This is a genomic window from Microbacterium sp. JC 701, assembly GCF_021026215.1.
In the GTDB taxonomy this organism is placed as follows: Bacteria; Actinomycetota; Actinomycetes; order Actinomycetales; family Microbacteriaceae; genus Microbacterium; species Microbacterium algihabitans.
Window position 1 is genome coordinate 120,475 of record NZ_JAJNCV010000005.1, and the last position, 24,390, is coordinate 144,864.

The 24,390-nt window shown below is 69.7% G+C and carries 21 protein-coding genes; 10 read left to right on the plus strand and 11 right to left on the minus strand.

All coding sequences use genetic code 11. The annotated features are described in order from the left end of the window. Positions 1–640: 640 nt before the first annotated feature. From LPW41_RS16105 to LPW41_RS16120, 4 genes are read right to left on the minus strand one after another with little or no spacing between them, the layout of a single operon-like run. A complete protein-coding gene (locus tag LPW41_RS16105; RefSeq protein WP_230705385.1) occupies positions 641–2,593 on the minus strand; it encodes a glycogen debranching N-terminal domain-containing protein in 1,953 nt (650 codons plus the stop codon). After that, positions 2,590–3,504: a carbohydrate ABC transporter permease gene (locus tag LPW41_RS16110; RefSeq protein WP_144834018.1), complete on the minus strand. Its 915-nt coding sequence runs from the start codon at positions 3,502–3,504 to the stop codon at positions 2,590–2,592. Before LPW41_RS16110 ends, LPW41_RS16105 begins: the two co-directional genes overlap by 4 nt. Beyond that, positions 3,501–4,610: a carbohydrate ABC transporter permease gene (locus tag LPW41_RS16115; protein WP_154097524.1), complete on the minus strand. Its 1,110-nt coding sequence runs from the start codon at positions 4,608–4,610 to the stop codon at positions 3,501–3,503. The genes LPW41_RS16110 and LPW41_RS16115 overlap by 4 nt, the downstream gene beginning before the upstream one ends. A 2-nt stretch (positions 4,611–4,612) precedes the next feature. Then, positions 4,613–5,851 (minus strand): extracellular solute-binding protein, encoded by a 1,239-nt coding sequence (locus LPW41_RS16120; RefSeq protein ID WP_230705386.1) that lies wholly within the window; start codon positions 5,849–5,851, stop codon positions 4,613–4,615. 248 nt (positions 5,852–6,099) lie between these two features. Between LPW41_RS16120 and LPW41_RS16125 the strand changes: the two genes are divergently transcribed. After that, complete coding sequence (locus LPW41_RS16125) at positions 6,100–7,098, plus strand: LacI family DNA-binding transcriptional regulator (protein ID WP_230705387.1); 999 nt, start codon at positions 6,100–6,102, stop codon at positions 7,096–7,098. Between the two features lie 105 nt (positions 7,099–7,203). Here the strand turns inward: LPW41_RS16125 and LPW41_RS16130 are convergent, their stop codons facing one another. Next, positions 7,204–7,977 carry an IclR family transcriptional regulator gene (locus LPW41_RS16130; protein WP_230705388.1) on the minus strand — a complete coding sequence of 258 codons (774 nt, stop codon included), beginning with the start codon at positions 7,975–7,977 and terminating at the stop codon, positions 7,204–7,206. Between the two features lie 61 nt (positions 7,978–8,038). On the opposite strand from LPW41_RS16130, the gene hutH reads away from it, so the two are divergent. Genes hutH through hutI form a run of 3 tightly spaced genes read left to right on the plus strand, consistent with a single transcriptional unit; the run spans position 8,039 to position 12,641 of the window. Continuing rightward, positions 8,039–9,607, plus strand: coding sequence for a histidine ammonia-lyase (hutH, locus tag LPW41_RS16135; protein WP_230705389.1), 1,569 nt, complete (start codon positions 8,039–8,041; stop codon positions 9,605–9,607). A 29-nt stretch (positions 9,608–9,636) separates the two neighbouring features. After that, the gene (locus LPW41_RS16140) at positions 9,637–11,460 is read left to right on the plus strand and encodes a urocanate hydratase (RefSeq protein ID WP_230705390.1); all 1,824 of its coding nucleotides are present in this window, start codon (positions 9,637–9,639) and stop codon (positions 11,458–11,460) included. Then, the gene (hutI, locus tag LPW41_RS16145) at positions 11,454–12,641 is read left to right on the plus strand and encodes an imidazolonepropionase (RefSeq protein ID WP_230705391.1); all 1,188 of its coding nucleotides are present in this window, start codon (positions 11,454–11,456) and stop codon (positions 12,639–12,641) included. The genes LPW41_RS16140 and hutI overlap by 7 nt, the downstream gene beginning before the upstream one ends. A 338-nt stretch (positions 12,642–12,979) precedes the next feature. Here the strand turns inward: hutI and LPW41_RS16150 are convergent, their stop codons facing one another. The 5 genes from LPW41_RS16150 to LPW41_RS16170 form a co-directional block, all read right to left on the minus strand. Further along, complete coding sequence (locus LPW41_RS16150) at positions 12,980–13,444, minus strand: histidine phosphatase family protein (protein ID WP_230705392.1); 465 nt, start codon at positions 13,442–13,444, stop codon at positions 12,980–12,982. Next, on the minus strand, positions 13,441–14,346 hold the full coding sequence (locus tag LPW41_RS16155) for an arginase family protein (RefSeq protein ID WP_230705393.1): 906 nt from the start codon (positions 14,344–14,346) through the stop codon (positions 13,441–13,443). Before LPW41_RS16155 ends, LPW41_RS16150 begins: the two co-directional genes overlap by 4 nt. Next, positions 14,343–14,708: a gamma-glutamylcyclotransferase family protein gene (locus tag LPW41_RS16160; RefSeq protein ID WP_144834036.1), complete on the minus strand. Its 366-nt coding sequence runs from the start codon at positions 14,706–14,708 to the stop codon at positions 14,343–14,345. Before LPW41_RS16160 ends, LPW41_RS16155 begins: the two co-directional genes overlap by 4 nt. Before the next feature lie 77 nt (positions 14,709–14,785). Beyond that, positions 14,786–16,060: a DUF445 domain-containing protein gene (locus LPW41_RS16165; protein WP_144834037.1), complete on the minus strand. Its 1,275-nt coding sequence runs from the start codon at positions 16,058–16,060 to the stop codon at positions 14,786–14,788. Then, positions 16,060–17,220, minus strand: coding sequence for an acyl-CoA dehydrogenase family protein (locus LPW41_RS16170; protein WP_230705394.1), 1,161 nt, complete (start codon positions 17,218–17,220; stop codon positions 16,060–16,062). Before LPW41_RS16170 ends, LPW41_RS16165 begins: the two co-directional genes overlap by 1 nt. A 112-nt stretch (positions 17,221–17,332) precedes the next feature. Here LPW41_RS16170 and LPW41_RS16175 point away from each other — a divergent pair, with 112 nt between their 5' ends. After that, positions 17,333–17,737, plus strand: coding sequence for a pilus assembly protein CpaE (locus tag LPW41_RS16175; protein WP_144834324.1), 405 nt, complete (start codon positions 17,333–17,335; stop codon positions 17,735–17,737). A gap of 48 nt (positions 17,738–17,785) precedes the next feature. Here the strand turns inward: LPW41_RS16175 and LPW41_RS16180 are convergent, their stop codons facing one another. Continuing rightward, a complete protein-coding gene (locus tag LPW41_RS16180) occupies positions 17,786–18,991 on the minus strand; it encodes an MFS transporter (RefSeq protein WP_230705395.1) in 1,206 nt (401 codons plus the stop codon). A 386-nt stretch (positions 18,992–19,377) separates the two neighbouring features. Here LPW41_RS16180 and nrdH point away from each other — a divergent pair, with 386 nt between their 5' ends. From nrdH to LPW41_RS16205, 5 genes are read left to right on the plus strand one after another with little or no spacing between them, the layout of a single operon-like run. Then, positions 19,378–19,611: a glutaredoxin-like protein NrdH gene (gene nrdH / locus LPW41_RS16185; RefSeq protein WP_055838040.1), complete on the plus strand. Its 234-nt coding sequence runs from the start codon at positions 19,378–19,380 to the stop codon at positions 19,609–19,611. A gap of 28 nt (positions 19,612–19,639) precedes the next feature. Continuing rightward, positions 19,640–20,080, plus strand: coding sequence for a class Ib ribonucleoside-diphosphate reductase assembly flavoprotein NrdI (gene nrdI / locus LPW41_RS16190; protein WP_230705396.1), 441 nt, complete (start codon positions 19,640–19,642; stop codon positions 20,078–20,080). After that, a complete protein-coding gene (nrdE, locus tag LPW41_RS16195) occupies positions 20,062–22,218 on the plus strand; it encodes a class 1b ribonucleoside-diphosphate reductase subunit alpha (protein ID WP_230705397.1) in 2,157 nt (718 codons plus the stop codon). Before nrdI ends, nrdE begins: the two co-directional genes overlap by 19 nt. A gap of 38 nt (positions 22,219–22,256) precedes the next feature. After that, the gene (nrdF, locus tag LPW41_RS16200) at positions 22,257–23,231 is read left to right on the plus strand and encodes a class 1b ribonucleoside-diphosphate reductase subunit beta (protein WP_230705398.1); all 975 of its coding nucleotides are present in this window, start codon (positions 22,257–22,259) and stop codon (positions 23,229–23,231) included. A gap of 28 nt (positions 23,232–23,259) precedes the next feature. Further along, the gene (locus LPW41_RS16205) at positions 23,260–24,339 is read left to right on the plus strand and encodes a DNA cytosine methyltransferase (RefSeq protein ID WP_230705399.1); all 1,080 of its coding nucleotides are present in this window, start codon (positions 23,260–23,262) and stop codon (positions 24,337–24,339) included. Positions 24,340–24,390 lie beyond the last annotated feature (51 nt).

A 24,390-nucleotide genomic window follows, 5' to 3' on the forward strand; every position in this document is an offset into this window, starting at 1 on the left:
GGTGGCTGAGCTTGTCGAAGTCACCGGGGGTTCGCGGGGCGTGGGGTGGTGCGATGTGAGGTGGCTGAGCTTGTCGAAGTCACCGGGGGTTCGCGGGTTCCGGTCCCTTCGACAGGCTCAGGGACCTGGGGGTCCGCGGGTTGCGGGCCCTTCGACAGGCTCAGGGACCTTGGTTCTGCGGGTTTCCGGTCCCTTCGACAGGCTCAGGGACCTGGGGTTCGCGGGTCTCCGGTCCCTTCGACGGGCTCAGGGACCTGGGTTCTGTGGGTTGCGGTCCCTTCGACGGGCTCAGGGACCTGGGGTTCGCGGGTTTCCGGTCCCTTCGACAGGCTCAGGGACCTGGGGTTCGCGGGTCTCCGGTCCCTTCGACGGGCTCAGGGACCTCGGTTCTGTGGGTTGCGGTCCCTTCGACGGGCTCAGGGACCTCGGTTCTGTGGGTTGCGGTCCCTTCGACGGGCTCAGGGACCGGGGGTCCGCGGGTTGCGGTCCCTTCGACGGGCTCAGGGACCTGGGGTCCGCGGGTTGCGGTCCCTTCGACAGGCTCAGGGACCTCGGTTCTGCGAATTTCCGGGCCCTTCGACGGGCTCAGGAAGGGGAAGGGCCGGGCGGCGGCGGGTCGGGGCGGCGCCGCCCGGCGGGCTCACACCCCGGGGGCGGGTGTGAGGGCTGTGAGGCAGACCACCGCAGCGGCGGCCGACCACGCCTGCGGACGGCAGGCGGCGGGGTAGGGCGTCGGCACCGACGAGTGGGTACGCGGGTCGCCCGCGTGCAGCTCGGGCACGCGGTACGCGAAGCCCTCGGCGGCATCGAGCAGGCCGTCGACCACCGCGCGCGCCTGGTCGTGCAGGCCCGCACGCAGCATGCCGTGCGCGGCGATCGCGGTGTCGTGCACCCAGACGCTGCCCCCGTGATACGACAGCGGCCAGTATCCGGCGGCGCCGGTCGACATGGTGCGGATGCCGTATCCACTCGACATGCTCTCGCCCAGCAACAGCTGGGCGACGTGCGCCTCTTCGGCGGGGGAGAAGATGCCGGTGCCGAGCAGGTGCCCGATGTTGCTGGTCAGCGTGTCGACCGGGCGCTTGTCGCGGTCGAGGGCGACGGCGGGGTAGCGGCCCTCGGGCGTCTCGACCCAGTAGGTCGCGGCGAAACGCTCCTTGAGGTCGGCGGCCCAGGCGCGCCAGAACGCGACGTCATCGGCATCCGCCCCCTCACCGAACTGCTCGAGCAGGTCGGCTCCGGCGAGGGCGGCCTCGTACGCGTACGCCTGCACCTCGCACAGGGCGATCGGACCCTCGGCGAGGCGGCCGTCGCGCCACTGGATGGAGTCGCCCGAGTCCTTCCACCCCTGGTTCGACAGGCCCGTGCCCATGCGGTCGATGTAGTCGAGGAAGCCGTCTCCGTCGCTGTCGCCGCTGTCGCGGATCCAGCCGAGGGCGCCGCGGAGCGTGGGGAGCAGCGCGCGCACCTCGGCCTCGGGCATGCCGCCGCGCCAGGCGTCGGCGAGCAGGCAGATCCACAGCGGGGTCGAGTCGACGCTGCCGTAGTACTTCGGCGGCAGCACGATGCCCTCACCGGGGATCTCGAGCGCCGAGGCCCGCAGCTCGTGCAGGATCTTGCCCGGTTCCTGCGCGGTCTGCGCGTCGTCGTCGGCGCCCTGCAGGCGGGCGAGGACACGCAGGGTGGATGCCGCGATCTCGCGGTCGAGCGGGAGCGCGAGCCGCGCGGCCCAGATCGAGTCGCGGCCGAAGAGCGTGAAGAACCACGGCGCTCCCGCGGCGAAGAACTCGTCGTCGGGGTGATCGGGGAGCACGAGCCGCAGGGCGTCGAGGTCGTCGAGCGCCGTGCGCAGCCATCGCGACAGGCGCGGGTCGGGGGCGGTCGCGGCGAGGGCAGCGGCATCCCACCGGGCGGGAGCCGTGGCCGAGCCCACGACGAGGGTGTCGTCGCGGAGCGTCAGCGTCCACCCGATCTCGGCGGAGCCGAAGGGAGCGATCTCGACGTCCCACTCGGCCTCGACCTCGCGACCGGTCGACGCCACGCGGGCGCCCGGCGCGACGAGGTCGAGGCCCTGGGCATCGGCATCCACTCGGGCTTCGTCTCCCTCGATCGCGGTGTCGGCGTCGCGCGCGGCTGCGTGACCCGACTTCACCTCGTGCAGCTGGGCGAACTCGGGCGTGAGCGTCAGGCGCAGCGTGGTGCGGAGGGGGTGGTCGACGCGCGAGTGCACGGTCCACGACTCGCTCACCACGCCGTCGGCGACGCGGCGGTTGCGCAGCAGCCGCACCTTCGGGTCGGGGGTGGTGTCGTCGAGCCCGCGCAGCAGTCCTCCGAAGACCACGCGCGAGGCGCCGTCGGGGGCGGTCGAGATCCACTCGATCGGTGAGCCGTCGCAGCTCGCGGTGAGCGAGCGCACGTGCCGCACGTCGCCGTGGTAGACACCGTGCACCGCGGCCGCGCCCATGTCTCCCGTGCCGTCGGACCACACCTGGGTGGGGGCCCGCAGCACGATGAGCGCATCGCTGAGCAGCGGTTGCAGGGGAGGGGTGTCGACCTTCGTCCCGGCAGGCGAGGTGGTGGGGGCGGTGGTCATTCTTTGACGGCTCCTTCGCTGGCGTTCATGATGCGGCGCTGGAAGATGAAGAACACCACGGCGACCGGGATCGTCATGATGGCCGCGGCCGCGAGTTTGAGGGGGAATTGGCTGCCCTGGCTGAGCTGACCGCTCGCCAGCGCCGCCACGCCCTTGGTCAGGGTGGTGAGTTCGGGCGACTGGGTGGAGATGACGAAGTGGCTCAGCTCGTTCCACGATCCCTGGAACGACAGGATCACGATCGTGATGAGCGCGGGCCGGGCCATCGGCAGCACGACCGACCAGAAGATGCGGAACGTGCCCGCTCCGTCGATACGGGCCTGCTCCTCGACCGAGGGCGGGATCGACTCGAAGAAGTTCTTCATGATGAACACGCCCGCGGCATCGACCAGCAACGGCAGGATCATTCCCGCGTACGAGTCGTACATGCCGAGTTGGTTGATCACGAGGAACTTCGGAATCAGCAGCACCACCGAGGGCACCGCCATCACGGCGATCAGGGCGGCGAACACCACCCCGCGCCCGCGGAACTGCAGGCGGGCGAGGGCGTACCCGGCGAGGGAGTTGAAGAACACCCGGCCGGCGGTGACGAACAGGGTCACCACGACCGAGTTGCCGAACCACACGGGGAAGTCGGAGTTCAGGAACAACCGCTCGTAGGCCGCCCACGTGAACGGTTGGGGCGCGAGCGAGATCGGGTCGGCCGCCGCCGCGGCATCCGTCTTGAACGACGTCGCCACCTGCACGAGGAACGGATAGATGTAGATGACCGCGAGAACGATCAGCAGGACGTAGAGACCGATCTGCCAGCGCAGGGCCTTGCCCGACATGCGGTGCTTCGCGGGCCGACCGGGCCCGTCGATGCGCTGCTCGGCGAGGACGGTGGTCTGGGGCGAGGCCGTGGCGGTCATCGCTTCGCTCCCTTCTGTGCGGGCACCTCGTACTGACGCAGGCGTCGGCGCGAGACCGGGCGGTCGCGCAGCACGAAGCGCTGCAGGATCGTGAGCGCCACGATGATGACGAAGAGCACGAAGGCGATCGCCGCACCCTGACCCCACTGCTGCGACAGGAACGCCGAGGAGTAGCTGAGGTAGGCGGGGGTCAGCGTGGTCTTTCCGGGGCCGCCCTGCGTGCCGGTGTAGATCTGGTCGAACACCTGCCACGTGCCGATGAGGCCGAGGGTCAGCACCGTGAACAGCACGGGCTTGAGCTGCGGCAGGGTCACGCGCCAGAAGCGCTGCCAGCCGGTCGCGCCGTCCATCATCGCGGCCTCCTGCACGTCGGCGCCGATGTTCTGCAGGCCGGCGATGAACAGCAGCATGAAGGTGCCCGAGGTGGTGAACACTGCCATGAGGATGAAGGCCGACATCGCGACCGAGGGGCCGGCGAGCCAGTCCCACCATGAGACGCCGAGCATCGTGTTGCCGGTGAGGAAAGCCGGGCCGCTGGTGATGCCCACGGCTCCGAGCAGGTTGTGCACGACGCCGGACGGATCGCTGAACCAGTTCGGTCCGTTGATGCCGAACCACGACAGCGCCTGGTTGACGGCACCGGATGCCGAGAAGAGGAAGAGCCACAGCACGGTGATGGCCACCGAGCTCGTGACCGAGGGGAAGTAGAAGGCGGTGCGGAACAGACCGCGTCCGCGCAGGATTGCGCGGTTGACGAGAACGGCGAGGAAGAGCGACAGGGCGGTCTGCAGCGGTACGACCAGCAGCACGTACCAGGCGTTGTTGCGCAGCGCCGTGCCGAAGTCGCGTTCGGCGAGACCGCCGCCGGTGGTGACGGCGGCGTAATTGTCGAGACCGACGAAGCCGACGTTGGACGAGAAGGGGCTGCCGCGCCCGGTCCAGTCGGAGAAGCTCACCCACAGCGCCATGAGCACGGGGACGAGCAGGAACACGCCCAGGATGATCAGCACGGGGGCGGTGAAGAGCCAGCCGGCGGCGGCCTCGCCGCGCCGGATCCCCGGGGAGGAGGATCCGGCGCGACGCGGCGCTGAGGTGAGAGCACTCATGGCTACTTGGTGATGGCCTCGAGGTTGGACTGCGCCGTCTGCAGCAGCGCCTGCGGGTCACCCGTCTTCAGCGACTCCAGCTGGGCGTTGAAGTCGGTGATGACGTCGGCGGCACCGGCCATGTTCGGCGGGAACTGCGCGTACTCGGCTCCGGAGAGGAACGCCGTGAGGTCGGGGTTGGCGCTGCTCCACGCGTCGGCGGCCGACTGGATCGAGGGCATCGGGCCGAAGGCCTTCGAGAACGCCAGCTGCTGGTCGGTGCTCGTCAGGTACTCGACGAGAGAGCGGGCCTGCTCCTGGTTGCCGCTGTCGGCGGCCATGCCCCAGCAGTTGGTGAACTGCAGCGTGCCCTTGCCGCCGGGGCCCGCGGGCAGCTCGGCGACCTGGTATTTCACGTCGGGGTAGTCGGCCGACATGGCGCCGGTGATCCAGTTGCCCTCGATGACCATCGCGGCCTTCTGGGTGCCGAACGCCTCGCCGCCCCAGCCCGCGCCCACATCCGACGCGAAGGCGAAGGTGCCGTCGTTCAGGTGCGTCTTGACGTAGTTCAGCGCCTCGACGTTGGCGGAGCTGTCGGCCGTGGCCGTGCCGTCGGAGACGAGTCCGCCTCCGGCCTCGGCCATGAAGGCACCGACGCGCTGGTACTCGGCGCCGAACGCGAGACCGACGCGGCCGTCGGTGGTGAGCTTCTGGGCGACGGATGCCAACTGGTCCCAGGTCGTGGGGACATCGGCATCCGTCAGCCCTGCCGCCGACCACAGGTCGGTGTTGATGATGAGGGCCAGGGTCGAGAAGTCCTTGGGCGCGCAGTAGAACTTGCCGTCGACGGTGAAGTTGTCGACGAGCGAGGGGTAGAAGTCGTCCTTGTTCGCCAGGTCGTCGCCGTACGCCGCGATCGAGCCGTTCGCCGCGTAGCCGGCGAGGGCCTCGGGGGCGAGGTAGAACAGGTCCGGCGGCGAGCCGGCCGCGAAACCCTGCGAGAGCTGCTGGGGGAGGTCGTTGGCGGTCTGCACCTCGGCCTGCACGCCCGACTGCTCGCTCCAGGCGGCGACGGCGTCGGTGACGGCGGTGGTCTCGGCGTCGCCCGAGGAGCCGATGAGGATGCTGAGCTTTCCCGAGCCCGAGGCCTGGGATTCGCCGGGGGTGTCGTTGAATCCGGAGCCGCACGCGGTGAGCGTGAGGGCTCCGGTGGCGAGAAGTGCGCCGGCGGCGAGCCAGTTCCGGGCGGTGTGCCGTGTCATGTGTCTCTCTCCTTCGATGAGGCATGCGACCCCTCCGGGTGCTCGGAGGGCCGTCGGTTTGATCGTTCAAATGACGGTTCGACAACGGTAAGGAACGGCGGTGTTTCCTGTCAAGCGGTTGCCCGCCCGCTTAGGCTGTCGGTCTGACCGTCAGGCCTGCGCGCGCGTCGTCGCGGAGCGCGCCGGCGTCGAAGGATCGGAAAACCGGATGCCGCGGGGCACCGGCCACGGCACGGGGGAGACGAGACATGGCGAAGGCGCCCACGGTCGACGACGTCGCACGCGTCGCCGGGGTCTCGCGGCAGACCGTGTCGAACGTCGTGAACACCCCCGACATCGTGCGCGAGGCCACCCGCCTGCGCGTCGAAGCCGCGATCGCCGAGCTCGGCTACCGCCCCCACGCCGCCGCGCGCCGCCTGCGCACGCGTCGGAGCTCGACCATCGGCATCCATCTCGATCCGTACGCCGGGGGAATCTCGGGCGTCGTGCTCGACCGCTTCGTGCACGCCCTCACCGAACGCGCGGGCGAGCGCGACATGCGCGTGCTGCTGTACGCCGCGCGCACGCCCGAAGAGGAGATCGCCCGCCTCGGCGATCTGCTCGAGGGGGGAGAAGTGGATGCCGTCGTCATCACCGGAACCTTCCACGGCGACCCGCGCACGGGGTGGCTGCTCGACCGCGCCCTGCCGTTCGTGTCGTTCGGACGGCCGTGGGGCGAGGACGACGTCGAAGCCCCCGCGCACCTCTGGGTCGACGTCGACGGAGCGGCGGGCACGCGCGCCGCGACCGCGCACCTGCTGGCCCAGGACGGCCAGCGCATCGCCTTCCTCGGGTGGCCCGCCGGGTCGGGAACCGGCGACGAACGCGAACGCGGGTGGCGCGAGAGCGCGGCCTCGGGACCGCGATGGGTCGTCGAAGAGAACGTCTCGGCGGCCCGCGACGTGGTCGCCGCCGGTCTCGCCGCCGACCCGGGCGTGACGGGCATCGTCTGCGCGAGCGACTCCCTCGCGATCGGCGCGCACCTCGCCGTCACCCTCGCCGGCCGGAGCGACATCACGGTCATCGGCTTCGACAACACCCCCGCGGTGGAGGCGCTCGGCCTGTCGAGCGTCGAGCAGTTGCCCGAGAAGGTGGCATCCGGAGCCCTCGACCTGCTCATGGGCGAGAACGGCACGGTCGTCGCCCCCCGCGCACCGACGGCCGGAGCGGCGCACGTGCTGGTGGAGCCGCGGCTCGTCGTTCGCTGAGGCGCGGGGGTGGGCGCGGGCGGCGCCCGGGGAGTTTGGGGCGGGATCCGTCGATTGGGGCGAGAATTTCACGCCCCGAACGACGAAACTCGCCCCGAACGCGCGTCAGGCCGGCCGGCCGATGCGGCGGGCGAGCTCGGCGGCGGTTCCGGATGCCGCTGACGCCAGCGCCTCGGCATCGCGCGGGGGTCCGTCGGCCGGCCACGTGATCGCCACGGCCGCGGCGGGCCACCCGGCGTGATCCAGCACCGCGGCGGCGACGGAGCGGAATCCGGGAGTGACCTCGCCGTTCTCGCTCGCGTGGCCGTCGGCCCGCACGAGGCGGAGCACCTCACGCAGCTCGCGCGGGGTCGTGGGGCCCGCACCGTGGCGCTGGGTGAGGGCCGTGGCATCCGGGAACAACGCCCGCACCTGCTCGCGGGGGAGCGCCGCGAGCATGGCCCGCCCCGTCGCCGTGAGGTGTGCGGGCAGGCGCACGCCGACGTCGGTCACGAGCGCGGGGCGGCGCGGAGCGCGCTCTTCGACGATGTACAGCACGTCGCGTCCGGCCAGCACAGCGAGGTGGGCAGATTCGCCGACCCGGTCGGAGAGCCCGGCCAGCAGCGGCCGGCCGAGGCGGGCGAGGGGCTGCTGCCGGGCGTATCCGCCGCCGAGCTCGAACGCCGCGGTGCCGAGGCCCCAGCGACGGTCGCCGGGCAGGTGCACGACGTAGCCGTGCTGCTCGAGGGTCGCGAGCAGGTGATAGACGCTCGAACGCGGGATGCGGAGGGTCGTCGCGATCGACTGCGCGGCCATCGGGCCGGGCTGGCGCGCGAGCAGCGAGAGGATCCGCAGCGTCTGATCGGCGGCGGGAACCTGCGGACGGGGAATGTCTGGCATGACAGACACAGGATGCCATAACCCCGTCGTCGCGCGACAGTGCGCGCGATGGAATCGGCGTATGAACGCGAGCGTCACCGTCGGATCCCAGCCCCTCACCCCTCAGGATGTGGTCGCCGTCGCGCGCCACGACGCGCAGGTGACGGTGGACGACGACGCCCTGCAGCGCGTGGCCGACACCCGCGCCCTCATCGAGGCGCTCGCCGACGACCCGCAGCCGCACTACGGCATCTCGACCGGCTTCGGGGCGCTGGCGACGACCTTCATCGCCGAGGACCGGCGCGCCCAGCTGCAGGCGAGCCTCATCCGCTCGCACGCCGCCGGCACCGGGTCCGAGGTCGAGCGCGAGGTCGTGCGCGCCCTCATGCTGCTGCGCCTGCAGACCTTGTCCACCGGTCGCACCGGGGTGCGCCCCGTCGTGGTCGAGACCTACGCCGCCCTGCTGAACGCCGGGATCACCCCGGTCGTGCGCGAATACGGCTCGCTCGGCTGCTCGGGCGACCTCGCGCCGCTGTCGCACGTGGCCCTCGCGGTGATGGGCGAGGGCGAGGTACGCGACGCCGCCGGCAATCGGCGATCCGCCGCCGACGCGCTCGCCGCCGCCGGGATTGCCCCGGTCGCCCTGCGCGAGAAGGAGGGCCTCGCCCTCATCAACGGCACCGACGGCATGCTCGGCATGCTGCTGCTGGCCCTGCACGACCTCGAGATGCTACTCACCACGGCCGACGTCTCGGCGGCGATCTCGATCGAATCGCAGTTGGGGACGGATGCCGTCTTCGCGGCCGACCTCATGGCGCTTCGCCCGCAGCTGGGGCAGGCGGCATCCGCGGCGAACCTCCGCGCGTTCCTCGCCGGCTCGTCCATCGTCGCGAGCCACCGCGGCCCCGAGTGCACCCGCGTGCAGGATGCCTACTCCCTGCGTTGCGCTCCCCAGGTGCACGGCGCCGCGCGTGACACGATGACCCACGCGGCGCGGGTCGCCGAGCGCGAGCTGGCATCCGCCGTCGACAACCCCGTCGTCACCGTCGACGGGCGCGTCGAGTCGAACGGCAACTTCCACGGCGCCCCCGTCGCGTACGTGCTCGACTTCCTCGCGATCGCGGTCGCCGACGTGGCCTCGATGTCGGAGCGCCGCACCGACCGTGCGCTCGACGTCGCCCGCAGCAACGGGCTGCCGCCGTTCCTGGCCGACGAGGTGGGGGTCGACTCGGGCCTGATGATCGCGCAGTACGCCGCCGCCGGAATCGTGTCGGAGCTCAAGCGCCTCGCCGCCCCCGCCTCGGTCGACTCGATCCCCTCGAGCGCCATGCAGGAGGATCACGTGTCGATGGGCTGGGCGGGTGCCCGCAAGCTCCGTCGCTCGATCGACGGGCTCGCCCGCGTGCTGGCGATCGAAGTGCTGACCGGATGCCGCGCCCTCGACCTGCGCGCTCCCCTCGAGCCCGCGGCGGCCACCGGCGCCGTGCGCGACCTCGTCCGCACGCGTGTCGAAGGCCCCGGCCCCGACCGCTTCGTCTCGCCCGAGATCGAGGCCGTGACCGAGCTCGTCGCCTCGGGCGCGGTGGCGCGGGTCGCGCTCGCTCGGACGGATTCCGCCCACACGCTCTCCACTCCCGTACACACCGCCTGACCTCGCGCCCCGATCGAAGGAGATCCGCCATGACCGACACCACCACGACCGGCGCGGCACCGGTCGACACGACGCCCGAAGCCGCCGCCCCGGCACCGGAGGTCGCAACGGCTGCGGGTCGTGGTACGGCTGCCGCGGCCGCATCGACCGCCGGGGGCCCGGCATCCGCTCCCCGCTCTCCGATCCGCGCGGCGCGCGGCTCCGAGCGCACCGCGAAGAGCTGGGGAGCCGAAGCCGCGAAGCGCATGCTCATGAACAACCTCGACCCCGAGGTCGCCGAGCGCCCCGACGACCTCGTCGTCTACGGCGGCACGGGCAGGGCCGCGCGATCGTGGGCGGCGTACGACGCGATCGTGCGGACCCTCGACGAGCTGGAGCCCGACGAGACGTTGCTCGTGCAGTCGGGCAAGCCGGTCGGCGTGTTCCGCACGCACGAGTGGGCGCCGCGCGTGCTCATCGCCAACTCGAACCTCGTGGGCGACTGGGCGACGTGGCCCGAGTTCCGCAAGCTCGAAGAGCTCGGGCTCACCATGTACGGCCAGATGACGGCCGGGTCGTGGATCTACATCGGCACGCAGGGCATTCTGCAAGGCACGTACGAGACGTTCGCGGCCGTCGCGCGGTCGCTGGCGGGGGCTTCGACAGGCTCAGCCACCGAGACCGCTGCTTCCGCCGGTGATCTCCGGGGCACCCTCACCCTCACCGCCGGGTGCGGCGGCATGGGCGGGGCGCAGCCGCTCGCCGTCACGATGAACGGGGGAGCGGTGCTCATCGTCGACGTCGACCGCACGCGCCTCGACCGCCGCGTCGCCCACGGCTACCTCGACGAGGTCGCCCCCGATCTCGACGCGGCCATCGAACGGGTGAGCGCCGCACGCGAGGCGGGCGAGGCGCTGTCGGTCGGCGTCGAGGGAAATGCGGCCGAGGTGTTCCCGGAGCTGCTGGCCCGCGGCATCCGGATCGATATCGTCACCGACCAGACGAGCGCGCACGACCCCCTGTCGTACCTGCCGATCGGCGTGTCGGTCGACCAGTGGCAGGCCGAAGCCGCCCGCGACCCCGAGGATTTCACCCGCCGCGCGCGCGAGAGCATGGCGGCCCACGTGAAGGCGATGGTGGGGTTCCAGGATGCCGGGGCGGCGGTGTTCGACTACGGCAACTCGATCCGTCGCGAGGCCGAACTCGGCGGGTACGACCGCGCGTTCGCGTTCCCCGGCTTCGTGCCGGCGTACATCCGCCCGCTCTTCGCCGAGGGCAAGGGACCGTTCCGCTGGGTCGCTCTCTCGGGAGACCCGGAAGACATCGCCAAGACCGACCGCGCCGTGGCCGAGCTCTTCCCCGAAGACGCAGCTCTCCACCGCTGGCTCGACAAGGCGGGAAAGCAGGTGCACTTCGAGGGGCTGCCCGCGCGCATCTGCTGGCTCGGCTACCAGGAGCGCCACCTCGCGGGCCTGAAGTTCAACGAGATGGTGGCCTCCGGCGAGCTGTCGGGACCCATCGTGATCGGTCGCGACCACCTCGACGCGGGATCGGTCGCCTCTCCCTACCGCGAGACCGAGGCCATGGCCGACGGCTCGGACGCCATCGCCGACTGGCCCCTGCTCAACGCGCTGCTGAACACCGCCAGCGGCGCGTCGTGGGTGTCGATCCATCACGGCGGAGGGGTGGGGATCGGCCGCAGCATCCACGCGGGACAGGTGTGCGTTGCCGACGGCACCGAGCTCGCCGCCGAGAAGCTCGCGCGCGTGCTCGTCAACGACCCCGGCACCGGAGTCATGCGCCACGTGGATGCCGGCTACGACCGCGCCCGCGAGGTGGCGGCCGAGCGCGGCCTGACGGTGCCGATGTGGTGAGCGGTTCCGGGCGGGCCGGACGCGCGTTCCTCCTGACGAACATCGGGGAGCTGACGACGAACGTCGCGGCCCCGGGCGATGCCTGCGGAACCCTGCGCGACGCCGCCGTGATCGTGCGGGACGGACGCGTCGAGTGGGTGGGGTCGGCGGATGCCGCTCCGACCGACGTTCCGGTGGTGAATGCCGAGGGTCGCGCCGTCATCCCCGGCTTCGTCGACAGCCACACCCATCTGGTCTTCGGCAGCGACCGGGCTGCGGAGTTCGCGGCCCGGATGGCCGGTGAGTCGTATGCCGCGGGGGGAATCCGCACCACTGTCGCCGCGACCCGAGCGGCCTCCGACGATGAACTGCGGGCTCGTCTCGCAGCCCTGGTCGGGGAGTGCCGAGCCCAGGGGACGACCACCCTCGAGATCAAGACCGGCTACGGGCTCGACGTCGAGACCGAGACGCGTCTCGCGCGGCTCGCGAGCGAGGTCACCGCCGAGGTCACCTTCCTCGGCGCGCACGTCGTGCCCGCGGAGTTCGCCGGGCGGGGCGACGACTACGTCGAGCTCGTCGTCGGCGACATGCTCGACGCGGTGGCTCCGCACGCGCGGTGGATCGACGTGTTCTGCGAGGAGGGCGCGTTCACGCCGACCCAGAGCCGCCGGGTGCTCGAGGCGGGCCGTGCCGCGGGTCTCGGCATCCGGGTGCACGGGAACCAGCTCGGCTTCGGCGGGGGAGCGGCCCTCGCCGTCGAGCTCGGCGCCGCGGCGGTGGACCACTGCACGTACCTCAGCGACGACGACGTCGCCGCGCTCGCCGGCTCGGACACCGTGGCGACGCTGCTGCCCGGGGTGGAGTTCTCGACGCGGCAGCCGTTCCCCGACGCGCGGCGCCTCATCGACGCGGGCGTGACCGTCGCTCTCGCGAGCGACTGCAACCCCGGATCGAGCTTCACCAGTTCGATGCCGCTCATGATCGCCCTGGCCGTGCGCGAGATGGGCATGACGGTCGCCGAGGCCGTGTGGGCGGCGACCGCGGGAGGTGCCCGCGCGCTGCGCCTCGCCGACGTGGGGGTGATCCGGCCCGGCGCGCGCGCCGACCTCGTGCTGCTGGAGGCCCCGACCCGCGTGCACCTCGCCTACCGGCCGGGCGTGCCCCTCGTGCGGGCGGTGTGGAAGGACGGGGCCGAGGTCTGAGGCATCGCGCGGGTCGGGGGCACGGCCGGGCCGGTCGTCGGGCCGGGCTGGACCGTCGTGCGGATGCCGCGGGGGACACGCCGGGTGTCGGGTCGGGCGGGACGGCGTGTCGGGGGTGAGGTCCGCAGGACGGCGGGCTCGGCGGGGCACGGCGGGTCACGGCGGGGCGGGGGTACGGCCGGTCGGCGGGGTCCCGCCCGAGTGTGCCGTCGTGCGGATGCCGCGGGCGACACGCCGGGTGTCGGGTCGGGCGGGACGGCGTGTCGGGGGTGAGGTCCGCAGGACGGCGACGCGGCGAAGAGGTGAGGCAACCCGGGGCCGGACGGCCCAGGCCGGCCTCAGGGCGTCAGCAGCTCGAACTCGTCGGGAGGGGTCGCGTCGACGTCGTCCCACGTGCCGTCGTGCCAGGTGAAGATCGCCACGGCGCACGTGACCATGCGCTCGTCGCGGTCGGCGAGACGCGAGACGAGGGCGCTCATGCCGGGGTCGTGCGCGACGACAATCAGCTCGTCGACCCCCACGGCGCGCGCGGACGCCAGGATCTGCGCGGGATCGGCCAGGTACAGCTCGGCGAGCTCGGTGACTTCGGCGTCGAAGGCCTTCGCGAAGAACTGCGCCGTCTCTTTCGCGCGCACGGCCGTGCTCGACAGCACGGTCTCCGGTCGGACGCCCTTGCGCACGACCATCCGCGCCATCGCCGGTGCGTCGCGGCGACCGCGGTCGTTGAGCGGACGTTCGTGATCGTCGAGGCCTTCGTCAGCCCAGTCCGATTTCGCGTGCCGCGCGAGGATGAGTTGGATCATCGTCTTTCCGCCATTCCTGCCAGGATCTCCAGAACGCACAGCGCAGCCAGACGCACCGTGCGGGCGTCGGCGGTGTCTGCCGTGGCATCCACCTCGACGATGTCGGCGCTGATCACGCCGGAGTCGCGGGAGAGGCCGCGCACGAGAGCGCGCAGCTCCCACGCGGCGAGGCCTCCGGGAACGCTCGCCGGGCACCCCGGTGCGACCGAGCGGTCGCAGACGTCGACGTCGACATCGAGATGGATGCCGCCGGCATCGGCCGACGCGGAGCCCGCTCCGGCGATGCGCAGGGCGTCGGCGATCACCGTGTCGATGCCGCGACTGCGGAGCTCGTCGAGGGTGATGACGGTGATGCCCGCCTCGTGGGCGCGCTGCGCGTAGGCCGCGGAGTTCGCGAAGTCGGCGATGCCGATCTGCACGATGCGCGAGGGGTCGAGCCCGTCGGCGGTGAGCCGGCGTACGGGGGATCCGTTCGATTCGCCGTCGCGCAGGTCGAAGTGGGCGTCGAGGGTGATGAGCCCGCGGGCGCGGCGTCCTTGCGCGACCGCGTAGGTCGCGGAGTTGTCGCCGCCGAGGGCGATCACCATGCGCGCGGCGTTGAGCTCGGAGACGGCGTCGCGCACGCGCTGTTCGCCCTCGCGACCGTCGGGTTCGGTGACGTCGCCGGCATCGACGATGCGCAGCACGTCGTCGAGCGAGACCGGGGGCGGACCCATCAGCGTGGGCGAGAAGCGGCGGAGAGCGGCGCGAACCGCCGCGGGGGTTTCGCCGGCGCCCGTGGGCGAGAGCGACGTGCGCCAGGCGGGGACACCGAGCAGAGCGGCATCCGGAATCTCGTTGGGCGAGGGCGCGGGCCAGTCTCCGGCGCGGGGCCAGAGCGGGTCGACGGACAGGGCGGTCATACGGCGACGTAGACCCATGCCTCGTCACCGCTCGATAGCGTGACCCGCGTGCGCCGCGAGACGGTCGCCATGTACTCGTCGGCCGCGTCGAGTTCGTCTGCCGTGAGCTGCAGCACGCTGCCGAACACGCGATCGCGCGGGTCGTCGGTACGCCTGAGAGCCCGGTGACGATCAGCCAGAGCGGAGGCGGTGTCGACACCGCCCGGATCGTGGACGCCGGTGGCGTCGATCCATTCGAGACGGAAACCGGTCAGTGCGTCGTCGTCGCCGTCGACACGGCGACCGAACGTGTCGAGTTGCACGTCGGGCGACTGCAGCGTGCCGTACGTGAAGAGCGACTCGGCGTCGGTTCCGTCACTCACGCGCCCCAGGCTACTCACCCGGCTACGCCGCAGGGCGGTGCGACGCGACGGATTTCGGCGCGCCGCCCTGAGAGCGCTCACGAACCCCAGATCACGTGGGCGACGGTGAAGATCACGAGCCCCGCGAGCGCGCCGACGATCGTTCCGTTGAGGCGGATGTACTGCAGGTCGCGTCCGACCATCAGCTCGATCTTCTCGGTGGTCTCTTCGGCGTCCCACCGCTCGACGGTGTCGGTGATGATCGAGGCGATGTCGTGGCGATAGCGGCCCACCACGAACACGGCCGCGTCGGTGACCCAGCCGTCGACGCGCTTCTGCAGGACCTCGTCGCGCTGCAGGCGCTCGCCGACCTCGGCGAGTGCAGCCGTGGCGCGGCGCCGCAGGGCGCTGTCGGGGTCGCCGAGCGAGCGGAGCAGCCCGGCCTTCGCGGTGTTCCACGCATCGGCGGCGAGCTGACGCACGCGCGGGCTGTCGAACACCGCGGCCTTCGCTTCTTCGAGGCGCACCATCGTCGACGGATCGTGCTGCAGGTTGTCGGCGAGACGCCCGAGGTAGCCGTCGATCGCTCCACGCGCCTGATGGCGGGGGTCGGCGCGCACGGCGTCGACGAACTGCACCGCTTCGCGATAGACCGTGTCGTCGACGAGGCGCGCCGCCATGCTCGGCACCCACGCCGGCAGGCGTCGGGACACGAGGCCCTGGAAGGTGTCGCGGTTGTTACCCAGCCACACGGCGATGTTGTCGAGGGCGAGGTCGACCGCCCCGTGGTGCGCTCCCGACGACACGACCCGTTCGAGCCACCCTCCGATCGAGGGGCCCCAGTCGGGCGAAAGGAGGTGCTCGCGGGCGAGGTCTTCGATGAGGCCCTGCACGTCGTCGTCGCTCAGCGCAGTGAGCACGCTCGACGCGAGGGTCGCCCCCTCGGCGGCGACGCGTTCGGCGTGGGCGGGCTCGGCCAGCCAGGCACCGGCGCGAGCCGAGAGCGGTGTCGACTCGAGCTTGGTGCGGACGACGTCGCCCTCGAGGAAGTTCGTCTCGACGAACTCGCCCAGTTGGCGACCGATCTCGTCTTTGCGGCGCGGGATGATCGCCGTGTGGGGGATCGGCAGACCCAAGGGGTGCCGGAACAAGGCGGTGACGGCGAACCAGTCGGCCAGGGCGCCGACCATCCCGCCCTCGGCGGCCGCGCGCACGTACTGCAACCACTCCACCTCGCGCTGGAGCGAGAACGACACGGCGAAGACGATGGCCATCGCCACCAGCGCACCGAGGGCGACCCCCTTCATGACGCGCAGGGCGCGACGGCGCTCCTGATCGGCCGGGCTCAGAGCGCGCGTGGGCGTGCGCGCCATCAGGAGGTCACCGGTCCGAGCCACGCCGTGGCGGTCGTCGCGTGCGCCGACTCGGCGTCGGACGGGTGGAACATGCCGGCCAGCACGTCGCGGTACAGGCGGCTCAGCTCGTGACGCGAGAAGTACGCCGCGCCCCCGCCGACGAGGACGGCGTCGTCGACCACCTCTTTCGCCATCGCCACGGCGCGGTACTTCACGCCCGAGAGCAGCGAGAACCACCGTGGCCCGTGGTCGGCGAGGGAGTCGACGTCGTTCGCGAGGGCGGCGAGCTGGGGAGGCATCGCGTCGTAGGCGAGGGCCATATCGGCGATGCGCCAGCGGATGTCGGGGTCGTTGGCGTAGATCGTGCCGGTCTTCTTCGAGGTGCGCGAGGTGGCGGCCTCGACCGCGAGGTCGAGTGCGCGCCGCGCGATGCCGGTGTACACCGACGCGAGCAGGATCTCGAAGACGGCGAAGATGCCGAACACGAGCGGATCGGGCGTGGGACCCGGGTCGATCCGGCGCACGACGCGGTCGGCGGGGGCGTGCGCCCCGCGGAGCTGCGTAGTGCGGCTCTGCGTGCCGCGCATGCCGAGGGTGTCCCAGTCGTCGCGCGTGACGACCTCGTCGGTGCGGTCGAGGAAGGCGAACACCGTCTTCGGGCCGTCGGGCGACTCGGTGTCGAGACCGTGCACGCCGAGGTGGTTCCACACCGGCGACAGCGAGGTGAAGATCTTCGTCCCCGTGAACGTGTAGCCGCCCTCGCCGTCGGGAAGCGCCACGGTGTCGCTCCCGGCCAGCACGAGGTCGTTGCCGGCCTCGCTGATGCCGAAGGCGAACACCTCGCCCGCGACGGCCCCCTCTTCGACGAAGGCCAGATCGTCGATGCCCCGATCGCGCAGCACCTTCGCGACGCCCGTCCACACGAGGTGCATGTTGATCGCGAGCGCCGTCGCCGGGGCCGCCCCCGCGAGCCGCTGCTGCAGCACCGAGGCCTCGGCGAGGCTCAGACCCGCGCCGCCGCGCTCGGTCGACACCAGGATGCCGAGATAGCCGGCCGCGCGCAGCTCGTCGAGGTCGTCGTGCGGGAAGGTGTTCTCGTGGTCGTGCACCACGGCTCGCTCGCGGATGCGGGCCAGCAGGTCGTCGGGCAGGAACCGAGCCGGGTCGAACGAGGTCATGGCATCCATTGTGCTCGGGACCACCGACATCGGGACGGGGGTGGCGTCCGACACCCGAACGGCTTCAGAGGATCTCGGCCCGACGCCGTCGACCGCCCCCAGAATGGATGCCATGATCTCGACCGAGATGGCCCTGGCCCTCCGCGAAGCCGGACTCGTGTGGCATCCGCGCTCGGGAGACCGCTTCCAGCTCGACGAGCCGGAGTTCGACGCCGACGTCTTCACCGTGAGCGAGATGACCGTCGAGCCTCGGGATTATCCGACCGGCCGCATCCTCGCGTTCAACGGCACCACGGAGTGGGCGCTCGACTCGGTCGCGACCGAGGACGCCCTGTGGCTGCCCTCCGAATCGCAGCTGCGCGAGCTGCTGCGCTCCACCTTCCGGTCGCTCCGTCGCCTCTCCGACACCTACGAGGTCGAGATCGCGGTCGGCGGGTCCACAATCGTGTTCGACCACCCCGAACCCGCCGACGCCTACGCGCTCGCCGTGCTCGAGCTGCTGCGTCGCACGCACTGAGCCGCCGTCGCCAGGAGTGTTCCGGATGCCGAGCTCCCCGGCATCCGCTCAGGTGATGGTGGGAACCGGCTCGGTGTCGGGGATGGGGCTGGCGTCACGGTGTCGCAGGTCGGGGAAGCCGCGCACGAAGATCACCGACACGACGAACCCGGCCACGGCGAAGCCCGCCGCCGCCAGGTACGCACCGGTCGGACCGACGCCGTCGACGAGGAAGCCGGCCACGGCGGACCCGGCCGCCGCGCCGATCAGCTGCCCGGTACCGATCCACCCGTAGGCCTCGGCGGTCTCGCTGAAGCGCACGCTCGCCGAGGTCATCGCGAACATCACGGCCAGCGCGGGCGCGATGCCGGCGCCGGCGACCAGGAGGGTCGCGCCGATCCACCACGCGTTCAGCGAGAAGACGGTGAGGGAGAGTCCGACCGCGACGATCGCGAAGCGACGCGCCATCGCCCAGCGCCCGATCGGGATGTGCCCGAACGAGAGGCCGCCCGCGAGGCTGCCGACCGCGAAGACGGCGAGGATCAGCCCCGCCTCGAGGCCACCGTGGTCGAAGGTGGCGACGACACCGGCCTCGACGGCCGAGCACGCGCCGATGAGCAGGAACCCGGTGGCCGTGGCGAGGATGACCGGCGGCTTCGTGAGCACGCGACCGAGACCCCGGCGGCTGCGCGGGATGCGCACGCGCCCGACCTCGGGGCTGAGGATGAACCACGCGCCGCCGCCGATGAGGATGACGACGACGAGCAGGAGCCCCGGCACCGTGCCGATCTGTGTCGCGACGAGGGTGATGAGCACGGGCGCGAGCACCCAGATGATCTCTTGCAAAGAGGCGTCGAGCGAGTACAGCGGCGTGAGCTGCTTCGAGGGGACCATCTTCGGGTAGATCGTGCGCACGGCCGACTGCACCGGGGGCGTGGACAGGCCGGCGATCAGGCCGAGCGCCATGTAGAGGGGGAGCGGCATCTCGATCAGCGCCAGGGTCGCGATCGCCGCCGCGCACACGAGGAGCGTGACCGAGAGAACACGACGCATGCCCCAGCGGCCCATCCAGCGGCTGGTGACGGGGCCCGCGACGGCCTGCCCGAGGCTCGTGGCGGCCAGCACGAGACCGGCGGCACCGTACGAGCCCGTGACGTGCTCGATGTGCAGCAGGACGGCCAGGCTCGTCATGCCGTTGGGGAAGCGCGCGGTCAGCTGCGCGGCGATGATGCGCCCCACGCCAGGGGTTCTGAGGAGTTCGCGGTAGCCGGCCACCGCACAACGCTACCGCCGACCTCCGACACCCGCCGAGCGGTCCGGATCGACGGATGCCGCGACACGCCGCGACACGCCGGAGTCGAGATTCCACCGCCTGTGCGATGTCGGAACCCCCGTCTAGCGTCCGATCTGTGGACAGATGGCGGACGACGACGCGAGAACCGCGGAATCGCGCCTGTTGGCAGAGCGAGGAGAGGGGGTCGATCTGTGGATGAAATCGTGGACAACCTGTGTTGTACATGGGGAGAGACGGTGGAAAATCACATCGATGTAACTACTACCCCTTGTGGTGCCTTCCGATGTCCGTCCCCATATGTAGTATTGAGGTCCCGGCGAGCCCTGCCCGCCCGGACGAAAATTTTCCAGGGGAGAGAGAGAACGACATGGCGATCACGGTCTACACCAAGCCGTCCTGCGTCCAGTGCACGGCGACGTACCGCGCGCTCGATTCGAAGGGCATCGAGTACAACGTGCTCGACCTGTCCGAAGACCCGTCGGCCCTCGAGCAGGTCAAGTCGCTCGGGTACCTTCAGGCCCCCGTCGTCATCACCGACGAGGACCACTGGTCGGGCTTCCGTCCCGACAAGATCGACGAGCTCGCTTCGCGCCTCGCCTGATCCCACGACACGCTCTCAGACCTTCGTCATGAGCGATGTCATGTCGGCGACCGAGGCTCCGCTGCTGGTCTACTTCTCGAGCGTGTCGGGCAACACCGCGCGTTTCATCGAGAAGCTCGGCAAGCGGGCCGTGCGCATTCCGCTCCGGCCGACCGATCCGCCCCTTCACATCGACGAACCCTTCGTGCTGGTCACCCCCACTTACGGTGGGGGTGCCAGCCGGGGCGTCGAGAAGGGCGCGGTCCCCAAGCAGGTCATCCGGTTCCTCAACGAGGAGCGGAACCGACGCAACATCCGCGGGGTTATCTCCGCGGGAAACACGAACTTCGGCGACGCCTTCTGCCTCGCCGGAGACATCATCGCGCGCAAATGCGCGGTGCCACACCTATACCGGCTGGAAGTTTTCGGCACCCCCGACGATGTCGAGCGGGTAACCGAGGGATTGGAACGATGGTGGAAGTTGAGCTGACCGACGTGGACTTCAAGACCGAGGCGCGGTTCGAGGGGCTGGATTACCACGCCCTGAACGCGATGCTGAACCTGTACGACGCCGACGGCAAGATCCAGTTCGACGCCGACAAGCGCGCGGCGCGGGAGTACTTCCTGCAGCACGTCAACCAGAACACCGTGTTCTTCCACTCGCTCAAGGAGCGCCTCGACTACCTCGTCGAGAAGGAGTACTACGAGCCCACCGTGCTCGCGAAGTACTCGATGGACTTCATCCAGGAGCTCAACGACCGCGCCTACGGCGCGAAGTTCCGTTTCGAGACCTTCCTCGGAGCGTTCAAGTACTACACGAGCTACACGCTCAAGACCTTCGACGGAAAGCGCTACCTCGAGCGCTTCGAGGACCGCGTCGTCATGACCGCCCTCGCCCTCGCCGACGGCGACCAGCGTCTGGCCGTGCAGCTGGTCGACGAGATCATCTCGGGTCGCTTCCAGCCCGCGACCCCCACGTTCCTCAACGCCGGCAAGGCGCAGCGCGGCGAGCTCGTGTCGTGCTTCCTCCTGCGCATCGAGGACAACATGGAGTCGATCGCCCGCGGCATCAACTCCGCGCTGCAGCTGTCGAAGCGCGGCGGCGGCGTCGCCCTGCTGCTGTCGAACATCCGCGAGGCGGGCGCGCCGATCAAGCAGATCGAGAACCAGTCGTCGGGCATCATCCCCGTCATGAAGCTGCTCGAAGACAGCTTCAGCTACGCCAACCAGCTCGGCGCGCGCCAGGGCGCGGGCGCGGTGTACCTCAACGCGCACCACCCCGACATCCTGCGCTTCCTCGACACCAAGCGCGAGAACGCCGACGAGAAGATCCGCATCAAGACGCTGTCGCTGGGTGTCGTCATCCCCGACATCACGTTCGAGCTCGCCAAGAACGGCGAAGACATGTACCTCTTCTCGCCCTACGACGTCGAGAAGGTCTACAAGAAGCCCTTCGGCGACATCTCGGTCACCGAGAAGTACCGCGAGATGGTCGACGACCCGCGCATCAAGAAGACGAAGATCAACGCGCGCGAGTTCTTCCAGACCCTCGCCGAGATCCAGTTCGAGTCGGGCTACCCGTACATCATGTTCGAAGACACGGTGAACAAGGCCAACCCGATCGCCGGTCGCATCAACATGTCGAACCTGTGCTCCGAGATCCTGCAGGTCAACACCCCGACGACGTACAACGAAGACCTCTCGTACGACACCATCGGCAAGGACATCTCCTGCAACCTCGGCTCGATGAACATCGCGCTGGCGATGGACGGCGGCGACCTCGGCCTCACGGTCGAGACCGCGATCCGCGCCCTCACCGCGGTGAGCGTGCAGAGCCACATCGCCTCGGTGCGTTCGATCGAAGACGGCAACGACCGCTCGCACGCCATCGGCCTCGGCCAGATGAACCTGCACGGCTACCTCGCTCGTGAGCACGTGTACTACGGCTCCGAAGAGGGCATCGACTTCACGAACATCTACTTCTACACGGTGCTTTTCCACGCGCTGCGTGCGTCGAACCGCCTCGCGATCGAGCGCGGCACGGCCTTCGACGGCTTCGAGAACTCGACCTACGCCTCGGGTGAGTTCTTCGACAAGTACACCGACCAGGTGTGGGAGCCCGAGACGGCCAAGGCCAAGGAGCTGTTCGCGAACGTCCAGATCCCCACGCAGGACGACTGGCGCGAGCTGAAGGCGTCGGTGCAGGCCCACGGCATCTACAACCAGAACCTGCAGGCGGTGCCCCCGACCGGTTCGATCTCGTACATCAACAACTCCACGAGCTCGATCCACCCGATCGCCTCGAAGATCGAGATCCGCAAGGAAGGCAAGCTCGGTCGCGTCTACTACCCGGCTCCGTTCATGACGAACGAGAACCTGGACTACTACCAGGACGCCTACGAGATCGGCTACGAGAAGGTCATCGACACGTACGCCGCGGCCACGCAGCACGTCGACCAGGGCCTGTCGCTGACGCTGTTCTTCAAGGACACCGTTACCACGCGCGACATCAACAAGGCGCAGATCTACGCGTGGCGCAAGGGCATCAAGACCATCTACTACATCCGTCTGCGTCAGCTGGCGCTCGAGGGCACCGACATGACCGAGTGCGTCTCGTGCATGCTCTGAGCCGCTGACCACCCATCGATCAAGGACACAGGAACGACATGGCTGAGAAGCTGCAGTTGCTGAACCACGTGCAGGCCATCAACTGGAACCGCATCCAGGACGACAAAGACCTCGAGGTCTGGAACCGTCTGGTGAACAACTTCTGGCTGCCCGAGAAGGTGCCGCTGTCGAACGACATCCAGTCGTGGAACACGCTCACCCCCGAGGAGCAGACGCTCACGATGCGCGTGTTCACGGGGCTCACGCTCCTCGACACGATCCAGGGCACGATCGGTGCGGTCTCGCTCATCCCCGACGCGATCACCCCGCACGAAGAGGCCGTCTACACGAACATCGCGTTCATGGAGTCGGTGCACGCCAAGAGCTACTCGTCGATCTTCTCGACGCTGTGCTCCACGAAGGAGATCGACGAGGCGTTCCGCTGGTCGACCGAGAACGAGTTCCTTCAGAAGAAGGCGCGCATCGTCATGGACTACTACCGTGGCGACGACCCGCTCAAGCGCAAGGTCGCCTCGACCCTGCTCGAGTCGTTCCTGTTCTACTCGGGCTTCTACCTGCCGATGCACTGGTCGAGCCGCGCGAAGCTCACCAACACGGCCGACCTGATCCGCCTCATCATCCGCGATGAGGCCGTGCACGGGTACTACATCGGCTACAAGTTCCAGCGCGGTCTCGAGACGGTCGATCAGGCCCGTCGCGACGACATCAAGGACTACACGTTCTCGCTGATGTACGAGCTCTACGACAACGAGGTGGGCTACACGCAGAGCCTGTACGACTCGGTCGGGCTGAGCGAAGACGTGAAGAAGTTCCTTCACTACAACGCGAACAAGGCGCTGATGAACCTCGGCTACGAGGCGATGTTCCCCGCGTCGGTCACGAACGTGAACCCCGCGATTCTGTCGGCCCTGTCGCCGAACGCTGACGAGAACCACGACTTCTTCAGCGGGTCGGGTTCTTCGTACGTCATCGGCAAGGCCGAGGCGACGGAAGACGACGACTGGGACTTCTGAAGTGCACGCCGGAGCAACGGCGCTATCAGTGGTCTCTCTCTACTCCGGCGCCGGAGGCCTCGATCTTGGCTTCAGGCAGGCGGGCTACGAACTAGAGTTCGCGAATGACCTGGACCCTTTAGCTCGCGAATCGTACTCTCTCGTGCATTCGGACGCGCCTGGGCAAATTGATCATGAGTACGTGGTCGGAGATCTAAGCGCGGACTTTTCTGTGCTTGGGCGTCGAGAGAGCTCGGTGTTGGTCGGCGGCCCGCCGTGCCAGGGGTTCTCGCGCGCCGGGCGGATGAATCCCTCCGACCCTAGATCCCGTCACGTTCGTGCCTTCATTCAAGCTGCTGAGTCGATGCGACCGCGAGCCTTCGTCATGGAGAACGTTCGTGCGCTCGCGACTCATCCCCGCTGGACATCAGTTCTCGACACGCTCAAGGATGAGGCGCATCTTGCTGGATATGAGACCACCACATTGCTTCTGAATGCTCGCGATTATGGCGTGCCCCAGTCGCGAGAACGCATGTTCCTAATCGGCTACCGGAGAGGGGACCTCGACGTTGATATTCTCCGGCGGCCTGTCGGGCTGCGGCGCAGCTCAGTGCGAAGCGCGCTGCAAGCTTTAGGGCATCCGGGCCCGACCTGGCAGCAATGTCGCGCACGAATCGTACCTGCACTAGCCCCCGTGATCAGGCGTTCACCATTTGCTGGAATGATGTTCAATGGTCAGGGACGCCCGCTAGATCTCGACGGAGTCGCGCCGACCATAAGCGCCTCCCTTGGCGGAAATCACACGCCAATCGTCGACCAGCTTTGGCTCGACAACCCCGACGAGCGCGGCTTGGCCACCAGAACTTATCATCACCAGGTTGTATCCGGTGGTCACGCGGAGGTTCCGACCTCCTGGCGTCGAATCTCACTTCGCGAAGCAGCGGCCCTCCAGGGATTCCCTGACGTGGCCTGGGATGCTCCGCTGTCGGCGCGTTTTCGTCACGTCGGTAACGCTGTTCCACCGCCGCTGGCGCAAGAAGTCGCCACCCGCCTGCGCCTTGCGCTCGGTTCGCCTGCGATGGCGACCCCAGACAAGGTGAAACTCGGCGGTCTCCAGTTGACGGCCTAGGCGTCGCGCGCGTCTATCTGAGATGCTTCCAGAGATGAATGCCACTGAAGA